Raw genomic sequence first — 19072 nt, 5'->3', positions numbered from 1 at the left:
CATCTTCAAGGATTGCTGTTCTCATGACCGATGACGCCGTCCTTGCCGCTACGCGGCTTTGGCTGGAGAAGGCTGTCATCGGCCTGAACCTGTGCCCGTTTGCGAAAGCGGTGTACGTGAAAAACCAGGTCCGTTTGGTGGTTAGCCATGCCCGCCATGCCGACGACTTGCTGGAAGAACTCGACAAGGAGTTGGACCTGCTGGTGGCGACGCCGGCCGAAGAGATCGATACCACTTTGCTGATTCATCCCAGCTTGTTTGACGATTTTCTGGATTTCAACGATTTCCTGGAAATTGCCGACGGGGTGGTTGACGAACATGGTCTGGACGGCGTGGTGCAACTCGCGAGTTTTCATCCGCAGTTCCAGTTCGACAGCACCGAGCCGGACGACATCAGCAACTACACCAACCGCGCGCCGTTTGCGATCCTGCATTTGTTGCGCGAGGACAGTGTGGAGCGCGCGGTGGCGGCTTTTCCCGAGGCCGAAGCCATCTTCGAGCAGAACATCCAGACCCTGGAAAGACTGGGCCACTCGGGCTGGAAGGCGCTGGGGCTGTAAAGAGCCCGTAGATCGGGCGCAGGCTCTTAGGTTCGCGGCGCCGTCTTACACGGCACCGCAGTCGCGAGGTTTACGGTAGCGGGTGGGCGAGGCCATGTCGGTCCTGCGCCGTGAAAGGCCGAGACATGCGCGATCTGCCGCTTCCCGCCACCCCCCAGTTCTCACCACGGCCTCAAGCCAGCCCTTTCCCGCAGGCCGCGGTACGCGCCGGTATTGTGGTTGCCTGGGCCCGCCATACCGATGAAGTCCGCCAGGCCCAGCGCCTGCGTTTTGAGGTGTTTGCGGGCGAACTGGGCGCACGGCTTGACACCCCGCTGGCCAATCATGACATCGACCGCTTCGACGACTACTGCGAGCACTTGCTGGTGCGTGACGCGGTCACTTGGGAGGTCATAGGTACTTATCGGGTGCTCACGCCCGCCCAGGCGCGGCGCGCCGGCGGTACCTATACCGACAAGGAATTTGATCTGGTGCGGCTGGCACCCTTGCGTGCCCACATGGTCGAGCTGGGCCGCAGTTGTGTACATGCCAGGCACCGCCACGGCGGCGTGATCCTCGCCTTGTGGCGCGCCCTGGCCGAGTTCATGAGCCGTAATGAACTGGACACCATGATTGGCTGCGCCAGCATTCCGCTGCGGCATCTTGCGTCGCCAGGTGGGGTGGGGGACGGGTTGGCGGCGGCCAGCATCTGGCAGCAGCTGCGCAAAACCCATCTCGCGTCGCCGCCGTACCATGTGTTCCCGCATCTGCCCTTGCCGCTGGACCGGGGGCCGGCGCTGATGAACGTCGAGCCACCGGCGCTGGTCAAGGCCTACCTGCGCCTGGGCGCCCAGGTGTTAGGCCCGCCAGCCTGGGACCCGGACTTCAACACCGCTGACCTGCCGCTGATGATGCGCATGGCCGATCTGCCGCGGCGTTACCGCCAGCATGCAAGCGGTGGCTGATGCGCTTGCTGTAAGCGCACGCCGCAACACGCTGGAGCGTCTGCCCAAGTGGCTGATTTGTGTGCCGCTGGTGCTTCAATGGTTGTGGCTGTCGCTGCGTTACGGTAGCGTAACCTTGCCGTCGGCCGCCAACCCGGCCATTACTGCGGGTGGCCTGGTCGGCGAAACCAAGCTCGAGTATTTTCAAAGCATGGGGAGTCTGGCTCTGGCCGCCACGGCGCGGCACTGCGCGCTGCCGCCTGCGCTGCGCGCCGATCTGGCTGACGTACGTACGGCGATGGCCCAGGCTGGTCTGGTTTTTCCGCTGATCGCCAAGCCCGACCTAGGCATGTGTGGTTTTGGTGTGCGCCTGCTTGATGACGAGGCTGCGCTGTTGGCTTACTTTGCGGTATTTCCGCCTGAACAGCTTATCGTCCTGCAGGAATACCTGCCGCAAGAAGGCGAAGCCGGTGTTTTTTACGCGCGGCAACCCGGCGCAGCCCAGGGGCGCATCATTGGCCTGGCCTTGCGGTATTTTCCGCAGGTGGTAGGTGATGGGTACGCAAGCCTGGGTCAGCTGATAGACGCCGACCCGCGCGCCCGGCGGGTGCAAGGCCGTGCGGACCATGACTGTGCGCTGGACCGCAGCCAGGTGCCGGCCAGGGGTCAGGTGGTGCGGCTGGCGACCATAGGTTCCACCCGTGTAGGTGGTTTGTACCGCGATGGCGGGTGTTACGTCACACCGGCGCTGACGCTGGCCATCGACGCTATTGCACGCGATATGGATGAGTTTTATTTTGGCCGTTTTGACCTGCGCTTTGCAGACCTGGCGCAATTGAGTGAAGGCCGGGGTTTCAGCATCATGGAGGTTAACGGTGCCGGTTCCGAAGCGATCCAGGCCTGGGACCCGGACATCGGTTTGCTGCAGGCCTTCCGCATTATTTTTGCCAAACAACGTTTGTTATTTGGCATAGGCGCAGCCAACCGCCGCAAGGGCTACGGGACCATCAGCCTGCGCCGGCTGGCCCATTTGCATTTCATGCAACAGCGTTTGCTGGATGCCTATCCGCCGTCGAACTAGGCGCATTTCATCCGGAAAAAAACCTTGGCAGGCAGGCAGCACGCCGGTAGCGCATTGGCGACTTTGGCGTGGCATCCGGCCGCTATCATCGACGTTGTTTTGCCACACCGCCGCATGTTTTCAGCCGGTCTGGCTTTTGTGCCTGAAAGAGCCCGCTCCATCCATGACCCTTCCTTCTGCCGCACTTGCCCAGGCCTACCAGTCGTGCCTCCAAGAAGCGTTCAGCCAATCGCCTCTGTTGATCCAGCGTTGGTGTGCCGGGCTGCTGGAATCGCTGGATCAACGTGCCCAGGAGGCGTTCAGCGACGCGGAAACGACGTTGTACGTGGGTGCCATCGCCGCGCTCAGGACAAACCAGCCCGCCATTGAGCAGGGTTTCACGCTGGCATTGAAAAAAACCATGGCCGAGGACAAACGTCCGCCCAGCGAAAAAACAGACGAAGCGGCGGCCCACCCATTTTCAGCGCTGAAGTTTCAAGACCTCGAGCTGATGGGTGACCAACAAATCCAGACCACGGTGGACAGCGCACGCCTGCTGCAGGTGGTTCGTATGGGCTGCGAAGCGGCGCTGGCCGATTTTTCTGCACGCCTGAGCACGGCGCAAGGCCTGGGCGACATCGGCATGGACCGCAATCCGCTGCGCCCGGAGGTGGTCTGCCAGGCTTTGCTCACACTGTTGCAAGACTTGCCGGCCAGCCTGGCGGCGCGTAGCTGCTGGCTGGGGCAGGGCGCCGCTTTCCTGGGGCAGGAATTGCAGGCCCTGTATGTGCTGCTGAACGCGCGCCTGGCCAAGTTAGGCGTCGCTTCTGCGACCTGCGGCGTGATCGCCCCGCGACAGAGCCTGAACGAGTCCAGTGCCGGGCTTGGGAATCACACGGGCGATACGCCTGAGCCGCCGGGTCGCGACGAGGTCTTGACGCTGGACCATTTGCACCATTTGTTGGCCGGCGACTATGACGCGTCTTTTGAGCGTCAGCCTGCTGATGCGCCGGCAGCTGCTGGCGCGTATCTGGTGCCGCAAGCCAGGGACTTGTTGGTCCAGCTCAAGGACAAGGTGTTGGCGGCTTCGTCTGCGGCCAGCACCCTGGGCCCCTCACTGGCCCACGAAGTCATGGGTTTGATGATGGCGCAGATGGCCAGGGACAACCGGCTGTTGCCGCCGCTCAGGCAGGTGATGGCCCAGGCTGTGCCGGCCTACCTGCGGCTGGCGGCGACAGACCCGCGTTTTTTCAGCGATAAAACACATCCCGCCAGGCGCTTGCTGGAAGTCATCACGGGTGAAAGCCTGGCTTTTGCCAGTGAAAACGCCTCAGGTTTTGCCTCTTTCATGCAGGACCTGCAGCCGGTGGTGCTTGGACTGCAGGAAAAAGAAGCCGGCGATACCCGGCATTTCGCGCAGCTCTTGCAGGCGTTTGAAAACCGGCGCTCGCGTCCGGCGCCGGCGCTCAGCGCGGCCCAGGACCGCGCGGTGTTGGCTTTGCTGCAGGCCGAACAGCGCAACCTGCTGGCGGAAAAAATTGCTGGCGAAATCCGGATGCGCCGCGACTTTTTCAGTGCTAGCCGCGTGATCACGGCTTTTCTGACCGGCCCCTGGGCCCAAGTCATGGCCAAGGAACGCTTGCTTGGCGAACACGGCGGGCTGGGCACGCAGAAGGCCAGGTTCAGCCTGGCGCTGGGCGAGTTGCTCTGGAGCCTGAACATTGCCCAGGCTTCACACCACCGTCCCCGTTTGCTCAAGATGATTCCCGACATGCTCAAGGCGGTGCGTGAAGGTTTGTTGTCCATCGACTACCCGTTGGCGCAGTCCAAGGCGTTTTTTGACGAAGTCATGGTGATCCACCAGGCGGCCCTGCAGCCACAGTCCGCAACCGCCCAGACTTCTCTCCGCGCGCGCGGCCTGGTGCCGACAAGCGTTGATGCTGCTCAGCCCTGGTTGGCACCGGCCGAAGCGCAGGACTCCGGTTTCGTGGAGGACTGGGCGGCCGAGACCCTGCCGCCATCCCAGCCCGAGGCCAGCCAGGCCGAGCTGTCCGCTGATGTTGAGGCGGCAGCCGGGGCTCAGCGCGTGGAACTGCAGCTGGGGGATTGGGTGGAGTTGCAGTCGGACACGCAATGGCTGCGTGCGCAACTGACCTGGGTCAGTCCGCACAATACCTTGCTGATGTTCACCGGCCAGGGCGGTCGCATGCATTCCATGACGGCGCGTGTGTTGCAGAAGTTGCTGCGCCTGGAACTGGTCAAGGTCATCAGCCAGCAAGGTGTGGTGGACGGCGCGCTGGACACCGTGGCCCGTACCGCCATGCGCAACAGCATCGCGGGTGGCAGCCCCCACTAAGCTGCGATGGGGGCGCAGGAAGCGCTACTTTTCCAGTCGCTCAACTGCCGCTGCCATAAGGGTGGGTGATGATTTCCAGGTAGTGGCCATCCGGGTCGTTCCAGTACAGGCCGCGGCCGCCGTCATGGTGGTTGATCTGGTCGGCTTGTTGGTGGCGCGGGTCGGCCCAATAGGGGAGTTTGCGTGCGCGAATGCGGCCGAAAATGGCATCAAACACCTCTTCGCTGACAAGAAAAGCATAGTGCTGAATACTGAGTTCGCCGTCATCCTGCAGGAAGTCAAGGGTGACGCCGTTGTCCAGGGTCACGCCGTAAAAGCGGCCAAACTGGACTGGCGCCGCGAGCCCAAGCATGTCTGCCAGGAACGCCGCCGACGCCTGTGGATCACGGGCCGAAACAATGGTGTGGTTTAGCTGGATGGACATGGTGTTTCCTGAGGTGAGGCGACTGCTGCGCGTACTTGAGGGCCGATAAATACTAAAACTGTTGTCTTCCCTGCGTCAAGCGTGACGGGGCCGACAAACACCATATACCCGGCATCATTTCCCGCTGCCTACAATCCACGGACTCTAACTTCAGCACAAGCATGCAGACTCTTGACCGTCACGCGATACAGGCCGACCTGGACAAACATCGCAAAGCCTTTGATCACTGCGACTTCAGCGACGCCGACCTGAGCAAGCTGGACCTGTCGGCCATCGTATTTTCTGATTGCATCCTGGACCGGGCGGATTGTCGCGGGGCTGTTTTGTGCGGCAGTCTCTGGACGAATTGCAAAGCCAGCGGCGCCAGTTTTCTCGCGGCAGATTGCAGCGAGGCGCGATTTGCGCACTCCAACCTGGCGAACACCAACTGGCGGGGGGCGCGCTTGTCTTCGGCCCGTTTCGAAGACTCCAAGCTGACGGGGGCTGATTTTTCGGAGGCCCGCCTGCTTGCCATTCATTTCGAACGCTGCCTGCTGGTCAGCGCCAACTTGCGCGGGATCTCTTTCCGAAAAAATGAGCTTCACGGCCTTGATCTCAGCGATGCAGATCTTGGCGGCGCGGATTTTAGGGATGCCGTGCTGGTTGATTGCCGTCTGCGCGGCGCCTCACTGAAGGCGGCGATGTTCAGCGGCGCAGATCTTCGCGGTTGTGATCTGGGGCGCTACAGCCTGAGCGAAGCGCAGACCCTAAGCGGCGCGACGATTTCAGCATCTCAGGCGACCGAACTTCTTGCGGGCTTTGACATTCATGTGGCCTAGGAGCGTGCGCGGCAGAACGTTTCGCGGCTGATTTGACGCGCGAGGTGGTGCCGGCGCGGGGGATTTGATCGTTGTGCAGCCAACGCTGGTCATGAGGCCCCCGTTGGAGCCTCTGATGAGGGGTTTGCGCGGCCCCTACGGTCTTCGATCCCCCTCAAGTGCCTCGCAAGCTGCACATCCTCCTCAGGTTGAGCGCCAGACACACGAGCTTGAACTCGGCCTGGACCTTCTGCAGTCCCCGCAGGCTGAACTGCCTGAACCCCAGCACGCTCTTGATCCACCCGTTGGGCGCCTCCACGACCCACTTCCTCTTGCGGTAGGCCGCCTGACCCTGTGGCGTCTTTAGCTTGGCATCCATCGCTGCGGTGTGTGGATACTGTTTGGCGTCGATGGCCACGGCTTGCTTGCCTTCACGACCCAGCGCCACGATCAGCTCGCTCGGGTTGTCCTTGAGCTGCTCGAACACTGCCTCCGAGCGGAACCCCGCATCGGCCAGCACTTGAGCGGCATCCTCGCCCAGGTTGGCTTTCACTGCCGCCAGCAGCACGGGCAGACGATCGCTGTCGGCGGCGTTGTTGGTGAGTTCGGCCGCCACCACGATCTGCGCGGTCTCGTCCACCGCCGTGTGCGCGTTGTAGCTGTAGTCATAGCCGCCGCCTGCGCGCTTCATGATCCGGCTGTCCGTGTCGGTGAAGCTCTCCTGCGCGTTGTCTTGGGGAACGCCGAAGTCGCGCTTGTAGCGCCCGCCCTTGGGTTTGCCGTCCTTGTCGCGGGGCTTGCGTTGGTCGTCGTTGCTGCGCCCGCGCGCGGCATCGGCCTCTTGCTGGCGCTGCTCCAGCCGCAGCTTGGCCGCCGTGATCGCGGCCAGCCGGTCGGATCTGCGCTTGATCTCCCCGGGAATGTCCAGCTCGGGCTCGTTCTTCTCCAGGTCATCGGCCGCCTTTGCCCGGTTGAGCAGACCGTCGATCTGCGCCTTGAGTTCGGCCTCGGCCTTGAGCATGCGCTCGTAGCTCATGGCCTTGTGGCGGCTGGCGTTGGCTTTGAGCTTGGTGCCATCCACTGCCACGGTGCCCAGCTTGACCAGGCCGCACTCGCGCGCCAGGCGCACGACCTGCACGAACAGGGCCGCCAACTCCTGCAGGTGCAGCGCGCGAAAGTCCGAGAGCGTGCGGTGCGCCGGGTAGTTCTCTGCGGCCAGCACCCGCAGGGCCACGTCTTCGTGCAGCTTGGCCGCCAGCTTGCGCGAGCTGAAGGTGCCCGTGGCGTAGCCGTAGATGAGGACCTTGACCATCATGGCCGGGTGAAACGGCTGGTTGCGCGGCCCACCCTTGGCATACCGGGCGTGAAAGGCGCTCAGATCCAGACTGTCGACGCTGTCGCAGATGAAGTACGCCAGATGCCCTTCGGGCAACCAGTCTTGCAGCGCATCGGGCAGCAGCCTTTGCTGCTGCGGTTCGTAGGGGAGGTAACTTGCGGCCATGACCGCAAATCTACCAAGCCTTCTCGAACTCGTCACGCTTCTGCCGCGCAGACTCCTAGGTCTTGCCCTCCGGACAGTAGTGGGCCACGCCCGTCTCCATGTGGTGCTCTCCCTGCCATGCGGCTGAAAGACACAACTTCACTGAAAAGCGGGTGAAGCGGCAGCCAGCGCCTCATCCCAAGCCTGGATGCCAGCCGGCTTGGCGCCTTTGAACACGCCCAGCAACTTTTCCGGCGGAACCGTGATGCCGCCGTGTTTGAACTTCATCTTCACCAGAACTTCGGCGTGTTTGATGTTTTCCACCGTGAAGGTGTGGCAAAACCAGGCGTTTTTGTCGTCGGCATACATCACCCGTGATTCCACCCGCACGCGTTGGAAGAGCCGGACCGGCTTCACAAACTTGATCATCTGGGAGGCGTTGACGAAGCTGTAACCTTTCGCCAGCATGGGGTGGATCAGCGCTGTCTTGATCACGTAGTCGAACTGGGCGGACTCGGCCATCTGGAGGTACTTGTCGCTTTTCAAGGTGGCCAGGCCGGTATCCAGCGGGGTGACGAAAAAATGCGCCACGGTGGGCGACAAGGCGCTGGTGCTGCGGTAGTGGAACAGCGCCCAAACAATGCTCAACAAATTTCTCAGTAGTCCGGACAAGGCAAAACTCCCTGGGGATGGGCCAAGACAGCGGCGACGCTGCAGACCCCGAAACTATTCCGTGGTGGTGTCGGCGCGCTGCAGTTTTTTGCGCACCAGGTGGATGTTGCTGCGCAGCGCATACAACTCATCGGTGTAGGACAGCGGGACGCTGATTTTTTCGGCGCGGATTTCCAGGTTTCTGAGTTCTTGAAACAGCGCCTGGTGGTCGGTGTCGCCGCTGTCAATCCGCTGCTCGATGTCGCGCAGCTGGCCATACCATCTGAAGATACGCGAGCGCACGCGAAACGCGTAAAGCGGCGGCACGATGCGCGACAGCGGCAGCATGATGGCGATGATGATGCCCATCACCAGCCACATGCGTTCGACCAGGTTGGCGACCCAGAAGGGCAGGTAGCGCTGCAAAAAAGGCTTGTTGTTCGTGATGCCGCGTTCGGCTTCGGCGGAAATCGGCAACTCGTTGTTGGCCAGGTTGGGGTATTCACGGGCGCGCTTGAACCACCCGGCGCTGCCGTGGATCTGGTTGCCCGCCTGCACAAACAGCTGCAGCAGCGCCGGGTGCGTGCCCTTGTGGCTGATGAGTGCGGTGGTGGGCGCCACCAGCCGCACGTCGTGCGGCGGAATGTTGGCTGCCAGGTCCACCACGCCGCGCGGCAAGACCACCGGGGTCAGGAAGGAAAAGCGGCGCGAGTAGGCTTCGCTTTGCGGAAAATCCATCAACGCAATACCGGGGGTTTGCAGCAACATCTGCACCATCAATGACTCGGGCGCGGACGCAAACACAATGGCGTCCAGCTCGCCGGCCAGCAGCGCCATGGTGGCGGGTGTTTGCTCAAGGGCGGAGATCTTGAGCGCGGAAGGATCGACTTTGTTGCTGGCCAGCAGCTTGTTCATGAGGTTGGGAATGCCGCTGCCCGGCGTGCCGGTATTGACGCGCCAGCCCTCTAGCTGCGTCAATGCATTCAAGGTGGTCTGACCGTCGCTTGCCTTGTCTGCCTTAGGCTTTGAACCGGGGGGGCTGGCGTCCAGAAGTTTGCGCGCAGCGTCTTCGCGGTAAAACAGCCAGACAGGTTCGACAAACAGGCTGCCCAGCGATTCCAGCTTGTCTTCGTCCTCGGGCCGTTCCTCGCTGGTGCCGCCCTGCACAAAACCGAGGTCGGCCTCGCCCTTGCGCAGCAAGTGCAGGTTGTGGGCCGAACCTTGTGAGGGCAGCAGCACGACCTCGATGCCGTCTTCGGCCAGGATTCTGGCGTAACGTTTGCCAAACTCGTCATAAGCACTTTGCGCCGGGCCGGTGGCCAGGGTCACGCGTTTGGGCGGGTTCGGGTCCAGCCACCAGTAAGCCAGCGCCAGCAGGGCCACGGCCAGCAGCAAAAACGGACCGACGGACACAAGCAGGTCGCGCAGTGACAGCAGGGTGTAGCGTATGTTTTTCGACATGCGCCACCATAGCACGGCCCTAGCGACTGATATCCGCCGTATATTCCAAAATTCATAAGAAAAAGGCCTACAGCCCTTTAGCATGGGGCGCAAGCAGCTATTGAAACTATAGCGAAAGAGGCGTGCTTATAAGTCCTGCAGCCAGGGCTGGACAAAGGCAAACCAGCCGCCCACGACATACAGCAGCAGGCTGGCGCTATACACCCGTGCCGAAGTTTTGCGGGTACGCAGGCAGGCCTGCCGCAGTGCCGGGTCGACGGGGCAGGGCGCAAAGCGGTTTTGCCATTGCAACACGCCGCTGAGGGCCAGCATCACGCCCGCCGCGCCAAACACCAGGCCCTTGTATTCGCTGAGCCAGACCAGGCCGGGAACGACTGACACCAGCGTGGACAGCGCCGCACCGGCGCCCAGCGCCACCAGCAGGGCCGGCAGCGCGCAGCAGACCAGCGTGCCGGAACTGGCGAACAGCGCCACCCAGGACGACCAGGCCGATGCCTTGCCGCCGCTGGCATCCAGGGACTGCTGCGTCATTTGGCGGCCTTGGTCTGGGCCTTGATCTCGGCCACAGACTGCTGCACGGTTTCCAGTTTCACCACGTCGTAACCGGCTTCGGTGATTTCGTGGCTGATGGCGGGGCCGTCCAGGGTCTGGCCGTCTTTGGCTTCCACGGCCACGATTTTTTTCTTCAGGTCCACAAAAACGGCTTGGGTCGCCGGCATTTTTGCCAGACGTTTTTCAATGCCTTGTGCGCAAAAAGCGCAGACCATGCCGTTGACCGTCACCTTGATGCTTTCCGCCGCCATGGCAGAGGAAAAAAGGCCTGTAGCCAAGGTGGCGCTTGCGCAGGCAGCTATAAATTTGAGAGTAAAAGAGGAGGTCATGATAAGTCCTTGAATGCGGGTATTGATGGGGCTGGTGGGTCTGGTGGGGCTCAGAAGATGTACATGAAGTTGAAGCGGCCCTGCTTCATGTTGTTGACCCCGATCTCGACAAAATAGCGGTTGTGGATAAAACGCAGCATGGGCGTGATCTCGGTTTTTTCCGACAGGCCGCGCATGCGCCGCGCTTCCAGAATGAACCAGGGCTGGATCTCGTCGTAATCGACTTCGTAAAACGAAAAGCCGGTACGCACCGAGGCAAAGTCATGGTTGATGCCGGGCGCACGGTACAGCCGCCAGGTGGCCGAGGCGTAAAAACGCGTGGTTTCGTAGTCGGCCGACACACCCGGTGCCAGCATGGTTTTGCTGCCTGCAAAATCATTGCCGCGCAGTTCCCCGGCGCCGCCCACAAACCAGAAGTTGGCCTGCGAGTGTTCGCCGTTGATACGTTTGAGCAGCCGGGTGTAAGTCAGCTCGGCAAACTCGCGACGCAGGCGGTGGTCGTCCGAACGCATGAACAGGCCACCGGCCCCCAGAGCGTCGCGCGGGGTCAAGGCATGGTTAACCCAGGCCTCGCGCCAGTTCGGGCTGAAGTCGCCCATGGCCATGGTGCTGTCCTTGAAACCCATGGGCCCGGCCTGCGCCGACGCGGCGGCGGCCAAGGCCAGGGCCATCAAGCAGCGCTTCATTTCAGCACCTCGATGTGTGTGATAAGCAAGTCGTCGTCCTGCACCTGCACGGAAAAACGCACCTTGTCGCCGGCCTGGATGCCCGCCAACATGGCGGCCTCCTTGACCTTGAAGGGCATGGTCATGGCGTCCATGTCTATGCTCGGGATGGCGTCGTGTTTGAGCAGGACGGTGCCGCGGCGCGCGTCAACTTTCACGACCTGGGCTTTCACCGACTCGGGTTCTGTACCCGGAGGCGGGGCCGCGTGTGCAGGCGCCAGGTGAAGCGCCGCAAGCAGCAGCGCGGGTAAATATTTCCACATGTCAATCTCCAAAAGGCGGGCAGCACAAACGCTGCCCCTGATAAAGCGCCAGCCGGTCTACAGCGGACGCACCTTGGGCATGGAGATCAGGAAATGGGCGGTTTGATGCCCGGGACGCTGTCCGCGCTGCTGAAGCGGCTGCCGTGGGCCAGCGGCCCGGCCTGCGGTGCGAAAGTGTGGGCTGGCCCATCGGCCCAACTGAAAGAAGCCAGCGCCAGGCACAACTCGCAGGTGTCGCAACTGTTGCAGTGTGTGCCTGCGGTCTCGGCTGGCTTGTCCATCCTGTCCGCAGCCTGGGCATGCATGGGACAGTCTTCAGGCATGGTGTCTAGCTCGGCTGACACCGCTGTCTGGGCCATGATCACTTGTTGCGCCGCCATGTCCATCGCCATTGCATGGCCGACCCAGCCGCGCGCAGGCAGCAAGACGATCATGAGGGCGATGAGCAAATAACGCATCCCCTGATGATACGGGCCCGCCCGGAAAGTTCATTTTTTGGCGGCAGGTGTGGGTGATTTTCCCAACTCATCCAGAATCGGGCAGTCCGGTCGCTGGTTGCCCTGGCAGCCGTGGATCAGGTGTTCCAGCGTGTGTTTCATGGCCTCCATCTCCGCCATGCGCTGGTTGAGATCGTCCACGTGTTTGATGGCAATGCGCCGCACGTCCGCGCTGGGGCGGCGCCGGTTTTGCCAGAGCTTGAGCAGATCGGCAATCTCCGCCATGCTGAAACCCAGGTCGCGCGAACGTTTGATAAAACGCAGGGTGTGCACTTCCTTGTCGGTGTATTGGCGGTAGCCCGAATCCGTGCGGTGCACGCTGGGCAGCAGGCCCAAGGACTCGTAGTGGCGCACCATCTTGGCGGAGACCTCCGATTGGCGCGCGGCTTCACCAATATTGAAGGGGCCTGCAGCGAGTGGGTTCATGGTCATGTGTTGCTTCCTTTCCAGCGGCGCAGCATCAAGGCGTTGGTCACCACACTGACACTGCTAAAAGCCATGGCGGCGCCGGCGATCACCGGGTTGAGCAGGCCGAAAGCCGCCAGCGGAATCCCCACCACGTTGTAGACAAAGGCCCAGAACAGGTTCTGGCGAATCTTGGCATAGGTGCGGCGCGAGATATCGATGGCATCGGCCACCAGGGCCGGGTTGCCGCGCATCAGGGTCACGCCGGCCGCATGCATGGCCACGTCGGTGCCGGTGGACATGGCGATACCCACGTCGGCCGCCGCCAGCGCCGGTGCATCGTTGATGCCGTCACCGACCATCGCCACGGCCAGGCCGCCAGCCTTGAGTTCGGCGACGATCCTGGCCTTGTCTTCGGGCAGGACTTCGGCACGGATGTCATCCAGGCCCAGTTGCCGGCCCACCATCTCGGCGCTGCCGCGGTTGTCACCGGTCACGAGCACGGCGCGTACACCTTGTTCGTGCAACTTGGCGACAGCCAGTGCGGCCGTGGCTTTGAGCGTGTCGCCAAAGGCCAGCAGGCCCAGCAACACGGGCTGACCGGTCACGTCGGCGACCCAGGACACGGTGCGTCCCTGCGCCTGCAACTCGCTCGCACGGGCCGTCAGCACGCCCAGGTCCACCTTCAGCTCCTCCATGAAACGTGTGCTGCCCAGGCGCAACTCACGCTGGCCGACCACGGCCGCCATGCCGCGGCCCGCAATGGCACGGACTTCGGTGGCCGGCATGGCTTGCAAGCCTTCGCGGCTGGCGGCCTCCAGCACGGCGCGGGCCAGCGGGTGTTCACTGCCGGCCTGAATCGAAGCGCTGGCGATCAAAAATGCGGCGTGGTCACCGTTCACGGTGTCGGCAGCGACCAGCTCGGGTTTGCCTTCGGTCAAGGTGCCTGTTTTGTCGAAAGCCACAATCTTGATCTTGTGGGCGACTTCCAAGGCTTCCGCGTCCTTGATCAGAATGCCATGCCGCGCGGCCACACCGGTGCCGGCCATCACGGCCGTCGGTGTGGCCAGGCCCAGGGCACAGGGGCAGGCGATGACCAGCACCGCCACGGCATTGAGAATGGCGACCTCCCAGTTGCCGGTGCCCAGACCCCAGCCCAGCAAGGTGAGCAGCGCGATGCCGATCACCACCGGCACAAACACTTCGCTGACCCGGTCCACCAGGCGCTGGATAGGCGCCTTCTTGGCCTGGGCCGATTCCACCAGCCTGACGATGCGGGCCAGGGTGGATTCCGCGCCTATGGCCGTGGTTTCCACCACCAGCAGGCCTTCGGCATTGACCGAGCCGCCGGTGACCTTGTCACCCGCGTGTTTGGCGACGGGCAGGCTTTCGCCGGTGATCAGGGACTCGTCGATCTGGCTGGCGCCTTCAAGCACCACGCCGTCCACCGCCACCCGTTCGCCGGGCCGGATCACGACTTGATCGCCCTTGCGCACCTGGCTGATAGGCAGCTCGATGTCCTGGCCGTCGCGCCGCACCCGTGCGGTCTCAGGCCGCAAGGCGTTCAGCGCGCGTATGGCTTCGGTGGTCTGGCGTTTGGCCCGGGTTTCCAGCCATTTGCCCAACAGAACCAAAGTGATTACCACCGCCGAGGCTTCAAAATAAAGGTGCGGCATGCCGTGATCGCGATGGGCCCACAACAGGTAAACGCTCAAGCCATAACCGGCGGAGGTGCCCAAGGCGACCAGCAAGTCCATGTTGCCGGCCCGCGCCTTGAGCGCTTTCCAGCCTGAGCGGTAAAAACGGGCGCCCAGCCAGAACTGCACCGGGGTGGCCAGGGCCAGTTGCAGCCAGCCGGGCAACATCCACTCGGAACCCCACAACAGGCCGAACATGGGGATGACCAGCGGCAGGGACAGCGCCGCCGCCACCGCCACCGGCCACCAGTCGTTGGCGGTTTTGGCGGCTGGGGTGGAGGCATCCTGCGTCACGGGACGGGCGCTGTAACCGGCTTTGTCGACTGCGGCGATGAGTGCCGCGAGGTTGTTCTCGCGGCCGACGAACTTGACCTCGGCGGTTTCGGTCGCCAGATTCACTTCGGCCGAGGCCACGCCGGGCACTTGTTTGAGGGCTTTTTCAACGCGGGACACGCAGGAGGCGCAGGTCATGCCGTCGACCTTCAGTTGCAGCGACTGCTCGCGCACCGAATAACCGGCTTTTTCGACGGCAGCGCGCAACACGTCGAGTGCCACGTGTTTGTCGGTCTTGATACTGGCCACCTCGGTGGCCAGGTTGACGCTGGCCTCGCCCACGCCGGGGATGGCGGCCAGCGCTTTTTCTACCCGTGCCACGCAGGAAGCACAGGTCATGCCTTCTACAGGCAAAGTCCAGTCGATTTGTTGCAAGGGGCCGGCTGTCTGCAGGGCTGCGGTGTTCATGGGTTTCCTCTGGTGTGGTGCCCTTTGACGGGCGATGAGGCAAGTGTCAAGCTTCCCACAATGGTAAGGTCAAGCGGCTTGACATCAATCCCCGGGATGTCATGTGGGTATGGTGCGACAGGCTTTGACCTTGCCACGGGGGCAAGGTTTAGAGTCAGGTTTTCCATTATTTCAGGAGTACCCCATGATTGAATTTGAATTGCAAGACATGACCTGCGGTCACTGCGCCGGCATGGTCAACCGCACCGTCAAGCTGGTTGATCCCGAGGCCAAAATCGAGGTGGACGTGGCCAGCAAAAAGGTCAAGATTGAGTCCAGCGAGGACCGCGCGGCCTTTGTTGAGGCGCTGACGGAGGCGGGTTACCCGCCTGCCGCGTAAACAGCATTTGTCCAGAACACCCACCCGGCCTGCTTCAGGCCCGGTGGATTTTTTTTCGCCTGAGCGCCTGTTGACGCTCGCTAAGAGGCTCGATGGAGATCGTCGATAGCTCAGCCCCCACGACGCAAGCGCAAGGCGTTGCTGATCACTGAGGCCGAACTCAGACTCATCGCCAGGGCCGCGATCATGGGTGACAGCAACCAGCCGGTGAAGGGGAAAAGCAGGCCGGCGGCCAAGGGCACGCCCAGCGCGTTGTAGACAAAAGCGAAGCCCAGGTTTTGCTTCATGTTGGCAATCGTCGCCTGGGACAATTCGCGCGCTGTCGCAATACCGCGCAGATCGCCCTTGACCAAGGTGACCTGCGCACTGTTCATCGCCACGTCCGTGCCGGTGCCCATGGCGATTCCGACATCGGCCTTGGCCAGAGCCGGCGCATCGTTGATACCGTCGCCGGCCATGGCCACCACCCGCCCTTCGGCCTGCAGCCGCTCAACCAGCGCCAGCTTGTCAGCGGGCTTGACCTCGCCATGGACTTCGTCGATGCCCAGTCGCTGGCCGACTGCTTTGGCCGTGGTCAGGCCATCACCCGTGGCCATGACAATGCGAATCCCGGCCTCGCGCAAAGCTTGCAGCGCGACCAGCGTGCTTTCTTTGATGGGGTCGGACACGGCCAAGAGCCCCGCCAGTTGGCCATTGACGGCCAGTGACATGACGCTGGCGCCCTCCATCCGCAGGGCTTCGGCATCGGCTTGCATGGCGTCGATGGCCACACCTTCCTGCGCCATCAGCGTGACGTTGCCCAGCGCCAGTGATTGACCCTCGACCACGCCGCGCACGCCAATACCCGTGCCGGACTCGAAGGAATCCACCTTGGCCAGTGCCAGGCCGCGCTCGCGTGCGGCACGCACGATGGCTTCCGCCAAGGGGTGTTCACTGCCCTGGTCCAGGCTGGCCGCCAGCCGCAGCACCTCATCGTCGCTATAGCCGGCCGCGGGCACCACCTTGTTGAACGCCGGGCGGCCTTCGGTCAAGGTGCCGGTTTTGTCCACGATCAGGGTATCGATCTTGCGGAAATTCTCGATCGCCGCCGCGTCGCGAAACAAAATGCCTTGCGTGGCACCCCGGCCCGTGGCGACCATGATGGACATGGGCGTGGCCAGGCCGAGCGCGCAGGGACAGGCAATGATCAACACGGCCACCGCATTGATCAGGCCGTAGACCCAGCTCGGTTGCGGGCCGAAAAATCCCCACACCAACAGCGTCAACACGGCGATCCCGACAACCGCCATCACAAAGTAGCCGGCCACATGGTCGGCCATGCGCTGCATCGGTGCCCTGGAGCGCTGGGCCTGGGCCACCAGCTGGACAATTTGCGCCAAGACGGTCGCAGAACCGACGCGTTCCGCACGCATGACGAGGGCGCCCGAGGTGTTCATCGTGGCACCTATCAGCTTGTCTCCGGCGCGTTTGCTCACGGGCATGGGTTCGCCGGTGAGCATGGATTCATCGACAGCGCTGCTACCGTCGGTCACGATGCCGTCCACGGGCACTTTTTCACCGGGGCGCACTCGCAACTGATCCCCTTCGTGGACATGGGTCAGAGGCACGTCCTCTTCGCTGCCGTCGGGCCGGATGCGCCGCGCCGTCTTGGGTGCCAGACGCAGCAATGATTTGATGGCGGCCGATGTCTGGGAGCGGGCCTTGAGCTCCAGAATCTGTCCCAGCAAGGTCAGCGAGATGATGACGGCGGCCGCCTCGAAATAGACGGCCACGCGACCCATGGCCACGAACGATGGTGGGAAGACATCGGGCGCCACCGTGGCGATCACGCTGTAAATGAAAGCCGCCGAGGTGCCCAAGCCGATCAAGGTCCACATGTTCGGGCTGCGGTTGATGACGGACTGCCAGCCGCGCACAAAAAATGGCCAACCCGCCCACAACACGATGGGCAGCGACAACACCAGCTCCACCCAACTCTGCGTGGCCATCTCGAACCAGCCCAACTGGTGCCCGAACATGGCCAGCACGGTGACCACAAGGGTGAGCGGGAGCGTCCACCAGAAGCGCCGCTGGAAATCCTTCAGTTCCGGGTTTTCATCGTCCTCCAGGCCAGGCATGAGCGGCTCGAGCGCCATGCCGCACTTGGGGCAGTGGCCTGGATGATCCTGCCGGATCTCCGGGTGCATGGGGCAGGTATAGACAGCGCCGACTGGCGCCGCTTCGGTTGTGCGAGGTGGGGGACTTGCGGAGCCGAGCGATGCGCTTGTGTATTTGGCGGGATCGGCAGCGAACTTGCTTTGGCAGCCGGCACTGCAGAAGTGAAGTGGTTTTCCTTCGTGCTGCAACACATGCGGCGATTTGTCGGTCACCGTCATCCCGCACACGGGGTCCTTCAGTTCCGTCGAGGTCGGCGATGCCGCTTGAGGATCGTGCGTGTGGTGTGGGTGGCCGTCTTGTGCGTTCATGTTGCGCTCCTTGCTTGTGAAAATACAGGTGCGAAGCCACCGCCAGGCGTGCGGAAGTTGGTGGTTTGCCCCTGGTACAGGCGCGCCGTGACCAGCTTCACCGCCCCCGCGTAGGCGTAGGCACGAACGTCGGCTTTCAAGGCTGTGGCTGCCGGCGCGCCGGCGATGGTGCGCTCACTGGGCGTTACCAGCGCCTGCGCCACATAAGTACTGCCTGCCATTTCTTCCCACACGCGCCTGGTGAGTTTGTCGCCGCGGTAAGCGGCCTTGCTGCCATAGCCTGCGGCGGGTTTGAAGAACAGCTGGCGCCGGTTGGCCCACAAGGCCTCGCGATTTTCCTTCGTCATGACCTCGGTGCGCGGAATGGCGCCCAGCAGCGTCGCCATCACATCTTCGGCCACACCTGTTTCGCGCAGGAAGGATTCCTTGCACAGCAAGATCAGATTTCGTTTGTCGGCATAAACGGCATGGGCCCGTGGGTGCGGGCTAACAACCGCCCCATCGGCCTGGTAGGCGCGACCAAGCGCTGCATGGGCCGGCTGCGTCAGCGCGAAATCAGTCAGGCGGTTGTAGACAAAATCGATGACTTTGTTCTCGTTCCACAGCTGGCCATCCTTCCAGAGCAAATCGCCGGGATCGCAGATCAGGGCCTCTATGCCATGACGGCTGAAGAGTTGTTGGTAAAGAAGAAACTCCGGATAGAGATACTGCTGCTGAGGCGCTTCGTCGACGATCGCCACAGTCCGCAGCGGAGCTTCTTTGTGCCGTAAACGCCATTCCGTCATGAACACCTCGAACAGTGCTTCCTCAACGGCATCCGGGTCCAGAGGCGCCATCGCAAGGCCCGCTGCATCCGCGCAACAAGAGCGGTGCGCCCGTCCAAGGACCGTGTTGAGCAGGGCGCCGCCTGGATTGGTGTTGATCTCGATGACCTGCGGCCCTGTGGCGCCGAGATGAAAGTCGAAGCCCAAAAGTCCTCCGGGCGACCCGGGATCGTGGCGTGCTGTTTTGGGTGCCCATGCCAGCGCTGCCTGGCGAAACAGCGGCGTCGCAGCGACTGCTTCCACAGCCTTCACGACGCGCGCCATGATTTCAAGATGATCCCGTGAGACAAACATCGGCACCGAGGCGAAAAGGTGCGGATGGGTTTCCACCATGGCAAGGGACAGGCCGCGTTTGCCCAGATCAGCCTCCAGCGCCCTGCGCAAGGCATCTTCGTCCAGGCTCAGGCAATAACAACTGCGGTTCAGGGTTTCGATGGATGCCGCCACGGCGCAATCTTTGTCGCAGGCAGGCAGAGAAGACGA

At 62.6% G+C, this 19072-nt stretch carries 19 protein-coding genes; 6 read left to right on the top strand and 13 right to left on the bottom strand.

From position 1 onward, the window contains the following. Positions 1-23: 23 nt before the first annotated feature. The 4 genes from R6254_RS13440 to R6254_RS13425 all read left to right on the top strand — a co-directional run bounded on the left by R6254_RS13440 (position 24) and on the right by R6254_RS13425 (position 4899). Positions 24-560: a DUF1415 domain-containing protein gene (locus tag R6254_RS13440; RefSeq protein ID WP_318407477.1), complete on the top strand. Its 537-nt coding sequence runs from the start codon at positions 24-26 to the stop codon at positions 558-560. A 125-nt stretch (positions 561-685) separates the two neighbouring features. Further along, a complete protein-coding gene (locus R6254_RS13435; RefSeq protein ID WP_318407476.1) occupies positions 686-1504 on the top strand; it encodes a GNAT family N-acetyltransferase in 819 nt (272 codons plus the stop codon). Further along, entirely contained in the window at positions 1488-2564 is a 1077-nt protein-coding gene (locus R6254_RS13430; RefSeq protein ID WP_318407475.1) for an ATP-grasp domain-containing protein, read from the top strand. Before R6254_RS13435 ends, R6254_RS13430 begins: the two co-directional genes overlap by 17 nt. A gap of 163 nt (positions 2565-2727) precedes the next feature. Next, positions 2728-4899, top strand: a complete 2172-nt coding sequence (locus R6254_RS13425) for a DUF1631 family protein (RefSeq protein WP_318407473.1) — start codon at positions 2728-2730, stop codon at positions 4897-4899. A gap of 40 nt (positions 4900-4939) precedes the next feature. Here R6254_RS13425 and R6254_RS13420 read toward each other — a convergent pair whose 3' ends face one another. Then, the gene (locus R6254_RS13420) at positions 4940-5323 is read right to left on the bottom strand and encodes a VOC family protein (RefSeq protein WP_318407471.1); all 384 of its coding nucleotides are present in this window, start codon (positions 5321-5323) and stop codon (positions 4940-4942) included. Positions 5324-5484: 161 nt separating this feature from the next. On the opposite strand from R6254_RS13420, the gene R6254_RS13415 reads away from it, so the two are divergent. Continuing rightward, the gene (locus tag R6254_RS13415; protein ID WP_318407469.1) at positions 5485-6141 is read left to right on the top strand and encodes a pentapeptide repeat-containing protein; all 657 of its coding nucleotides are present in this window, start codon (positions 5485-5487) and stop codon (positions 6139-6141) included. Positions 6142-6295: 154 nt separating this feature from the next. On the opposite strand, the gene R6254_RS13410 is transcribed toward R6254_RS13415, so the two are convergent. The 10 genes from R6254_RS13410 to R6254_RS13365 form a co-directional block, all read right to left on the bottom strand. Next, positions 6296-7621, bottom strand: a complete 1326-nt coding sequence (locus R6254_RS13410) for an IS1182 family transposase (protein ID WP_318407468.1) — start codon at positions 7619-7621, stop codon at positions 6296-6298. A gap of 138 nt (positions 7622-7759) precedes the next feature. Further along, positions 7760-8248, bottom strand: coding sequence for a thioesterase family protein (locus R6254_RS13405; RefSeq protein WP_318407467.1), 489 nt, complete (start codon positions 8246-8248; stop codon positions 7760-7762). 78 nt (positions 8249-8326) lie between these two features. Next, positions 8327-9712: a TAXI family TRAP transporter solute-binding subunit gene (locus R6254_RS13400; RefSeq protein WP_318407465.1), complete on the bottom strand. Its 1386-nt coding sequence runs from the start codon at positions 9710-9712 to the stop codon at positions 8327-8329. A 126-nt stretch (positions 9713-9838) separates the two neighbouring features. Further along, the gene (locus tag R6254_RS13395; RefSeq protein WP_318407464.1) at positions 9839-10243 is read right to left on the bottom strand and encodes a hypothetical protein; all 405 of its coding nucleotides are present in this window, start codon (positions 10241-10243) and stop codon (positions 9839-9841) included. Continuing rightward, a complete protein-coding gene (locus R6254_RS13390) occupies positions 10240-10593 on the bottom strand; it encodes a heavy-metal-associated domain-containing protein (RefSeq protein WP_318407463.1) in 354 nt (117 codons plus the stop codon). The genes R6254_RS13395 and R6254_RS13390 overlap by 4 nt, the downstream gene beginning before the upstream one ends. 50 nt (positions 10594-10643) lie before the next feature. Next, complete coding sequence (locus R6254_RS13385; RefSeq protein WP_318407462.1) at positions 10644-11279, bottom strand: hypothetical protein; 636 nt, start codon at positions 11277-11279, stop codon at positions 10644-10646. Continuing rightward, on the bottom strand, positions 11276-11581 hold the full coding sequence (locus tag R6254_RS13380; protein WP_318407461.1) for a copper-binding protein: 306 nt from the start codon (positions 11579-11581) through the stop codon (positions 11276-11278). Before R6254_RS13380 ends, R6254_RS13385 begins: the two co-directional genes overlap by 4 nt. Before the next feature lie 86 nt (positions 11582-11667). Beyond that, positions 11668-12039 carry a hypothetical protein gene (locus tag R6254_RS13375; protein WP_318407460.1) on the bottom strand — a complete coding sequence of 124 codons (372 nt, stop codon included), beginning with the start codon at positions 12037-12039 and terminating at the stop codon, positions 11668-11670. Positions 12040-12069: 30 nt separating this feature from the next. Continuing rightward, positions 12070-12504: a Cu(I)-responsive transcriptional regulator gene (cueR, locus tag R6254_RS13370; RefSeq protein WP_318407459.1), complete on the bottom strand. Its 435-nt coding sequence runs from the start codon at positions 12502-12504 to the stop codon at positions 12070-12072. A gap of 2 nt (positions 12505-12506) precedes the next feature. Beyond that, complete coding sequence (locus R6254_RS13365) at positions 12507-14921, bottom strand: heavy metal translocating P-type ATPase (protein ID WP_318407458.1); 2415 nt, start codon at positions 14919-14921, stop codon at positions 12507-12509. A 184-nt stretch (positions 14922-15105) separates the two neighbouring features. Between R6254_RS13365 and R6254_RS13360 the strand changes: the two genes are divergently transcribed. Further along, positions 15106-15300, top strand: a complete 195-nt coding sequence (locus R6254_RS13360) for a heavy-metal-associated domain-containing protein (protein WP_318407457.1) — start codon at positions 15106-15108, stop codon at positions 15298-15300. A 110-nt stretch (positions 15301-15410) separates the two neighbouring features. On the opposite strand, the gene R6254_RS13355 is transcribed toward R6254_RS13360, so the two are convergent. Both R6254_RS13355 and R6254_RS13350 read right to left on the bottom strand, forming a co-directional pair. After that, positions 15411-17765 carry a heavy metal translocating P-type ATPase gene (locus R6254_RS13355; protein ID WP_318407455.1) on the bottom strand — a complete coding sequence of 785 codons (2355 nt, stop codon included), beginning with the start codon at positions 17763-17765 and terminating at the stop codon, positions 15411-15413. Then, entirely contained in the window at positions 17762-18973 is a 1212-nt protein-coding gene (locus tag R6254_RS13350) for a hypothetical protein (protein ID WP_318407454.1), read from the bottom strand. Before R6254_RS13350 ends, R6254_RS13355 begins: the two co-directional genes overlap by 4 nt. Positions 18974-19072: the final 99 nt, after the last annotated feature.

It is taken from the genome of Polaromonas potterensis (assembly GCF_033446725.1).
Classification (GTDB): domain Bacteria; phylum Pseudomonadota; class Gammaproteobacteria; order Burkholderiales; family Burkholderiaceae_C; genus Polaromonas.
Note: the sequence above shows the minus strand (reverse complement) of the source record. Positions and strands in the feature narration are given on the sequence as shown.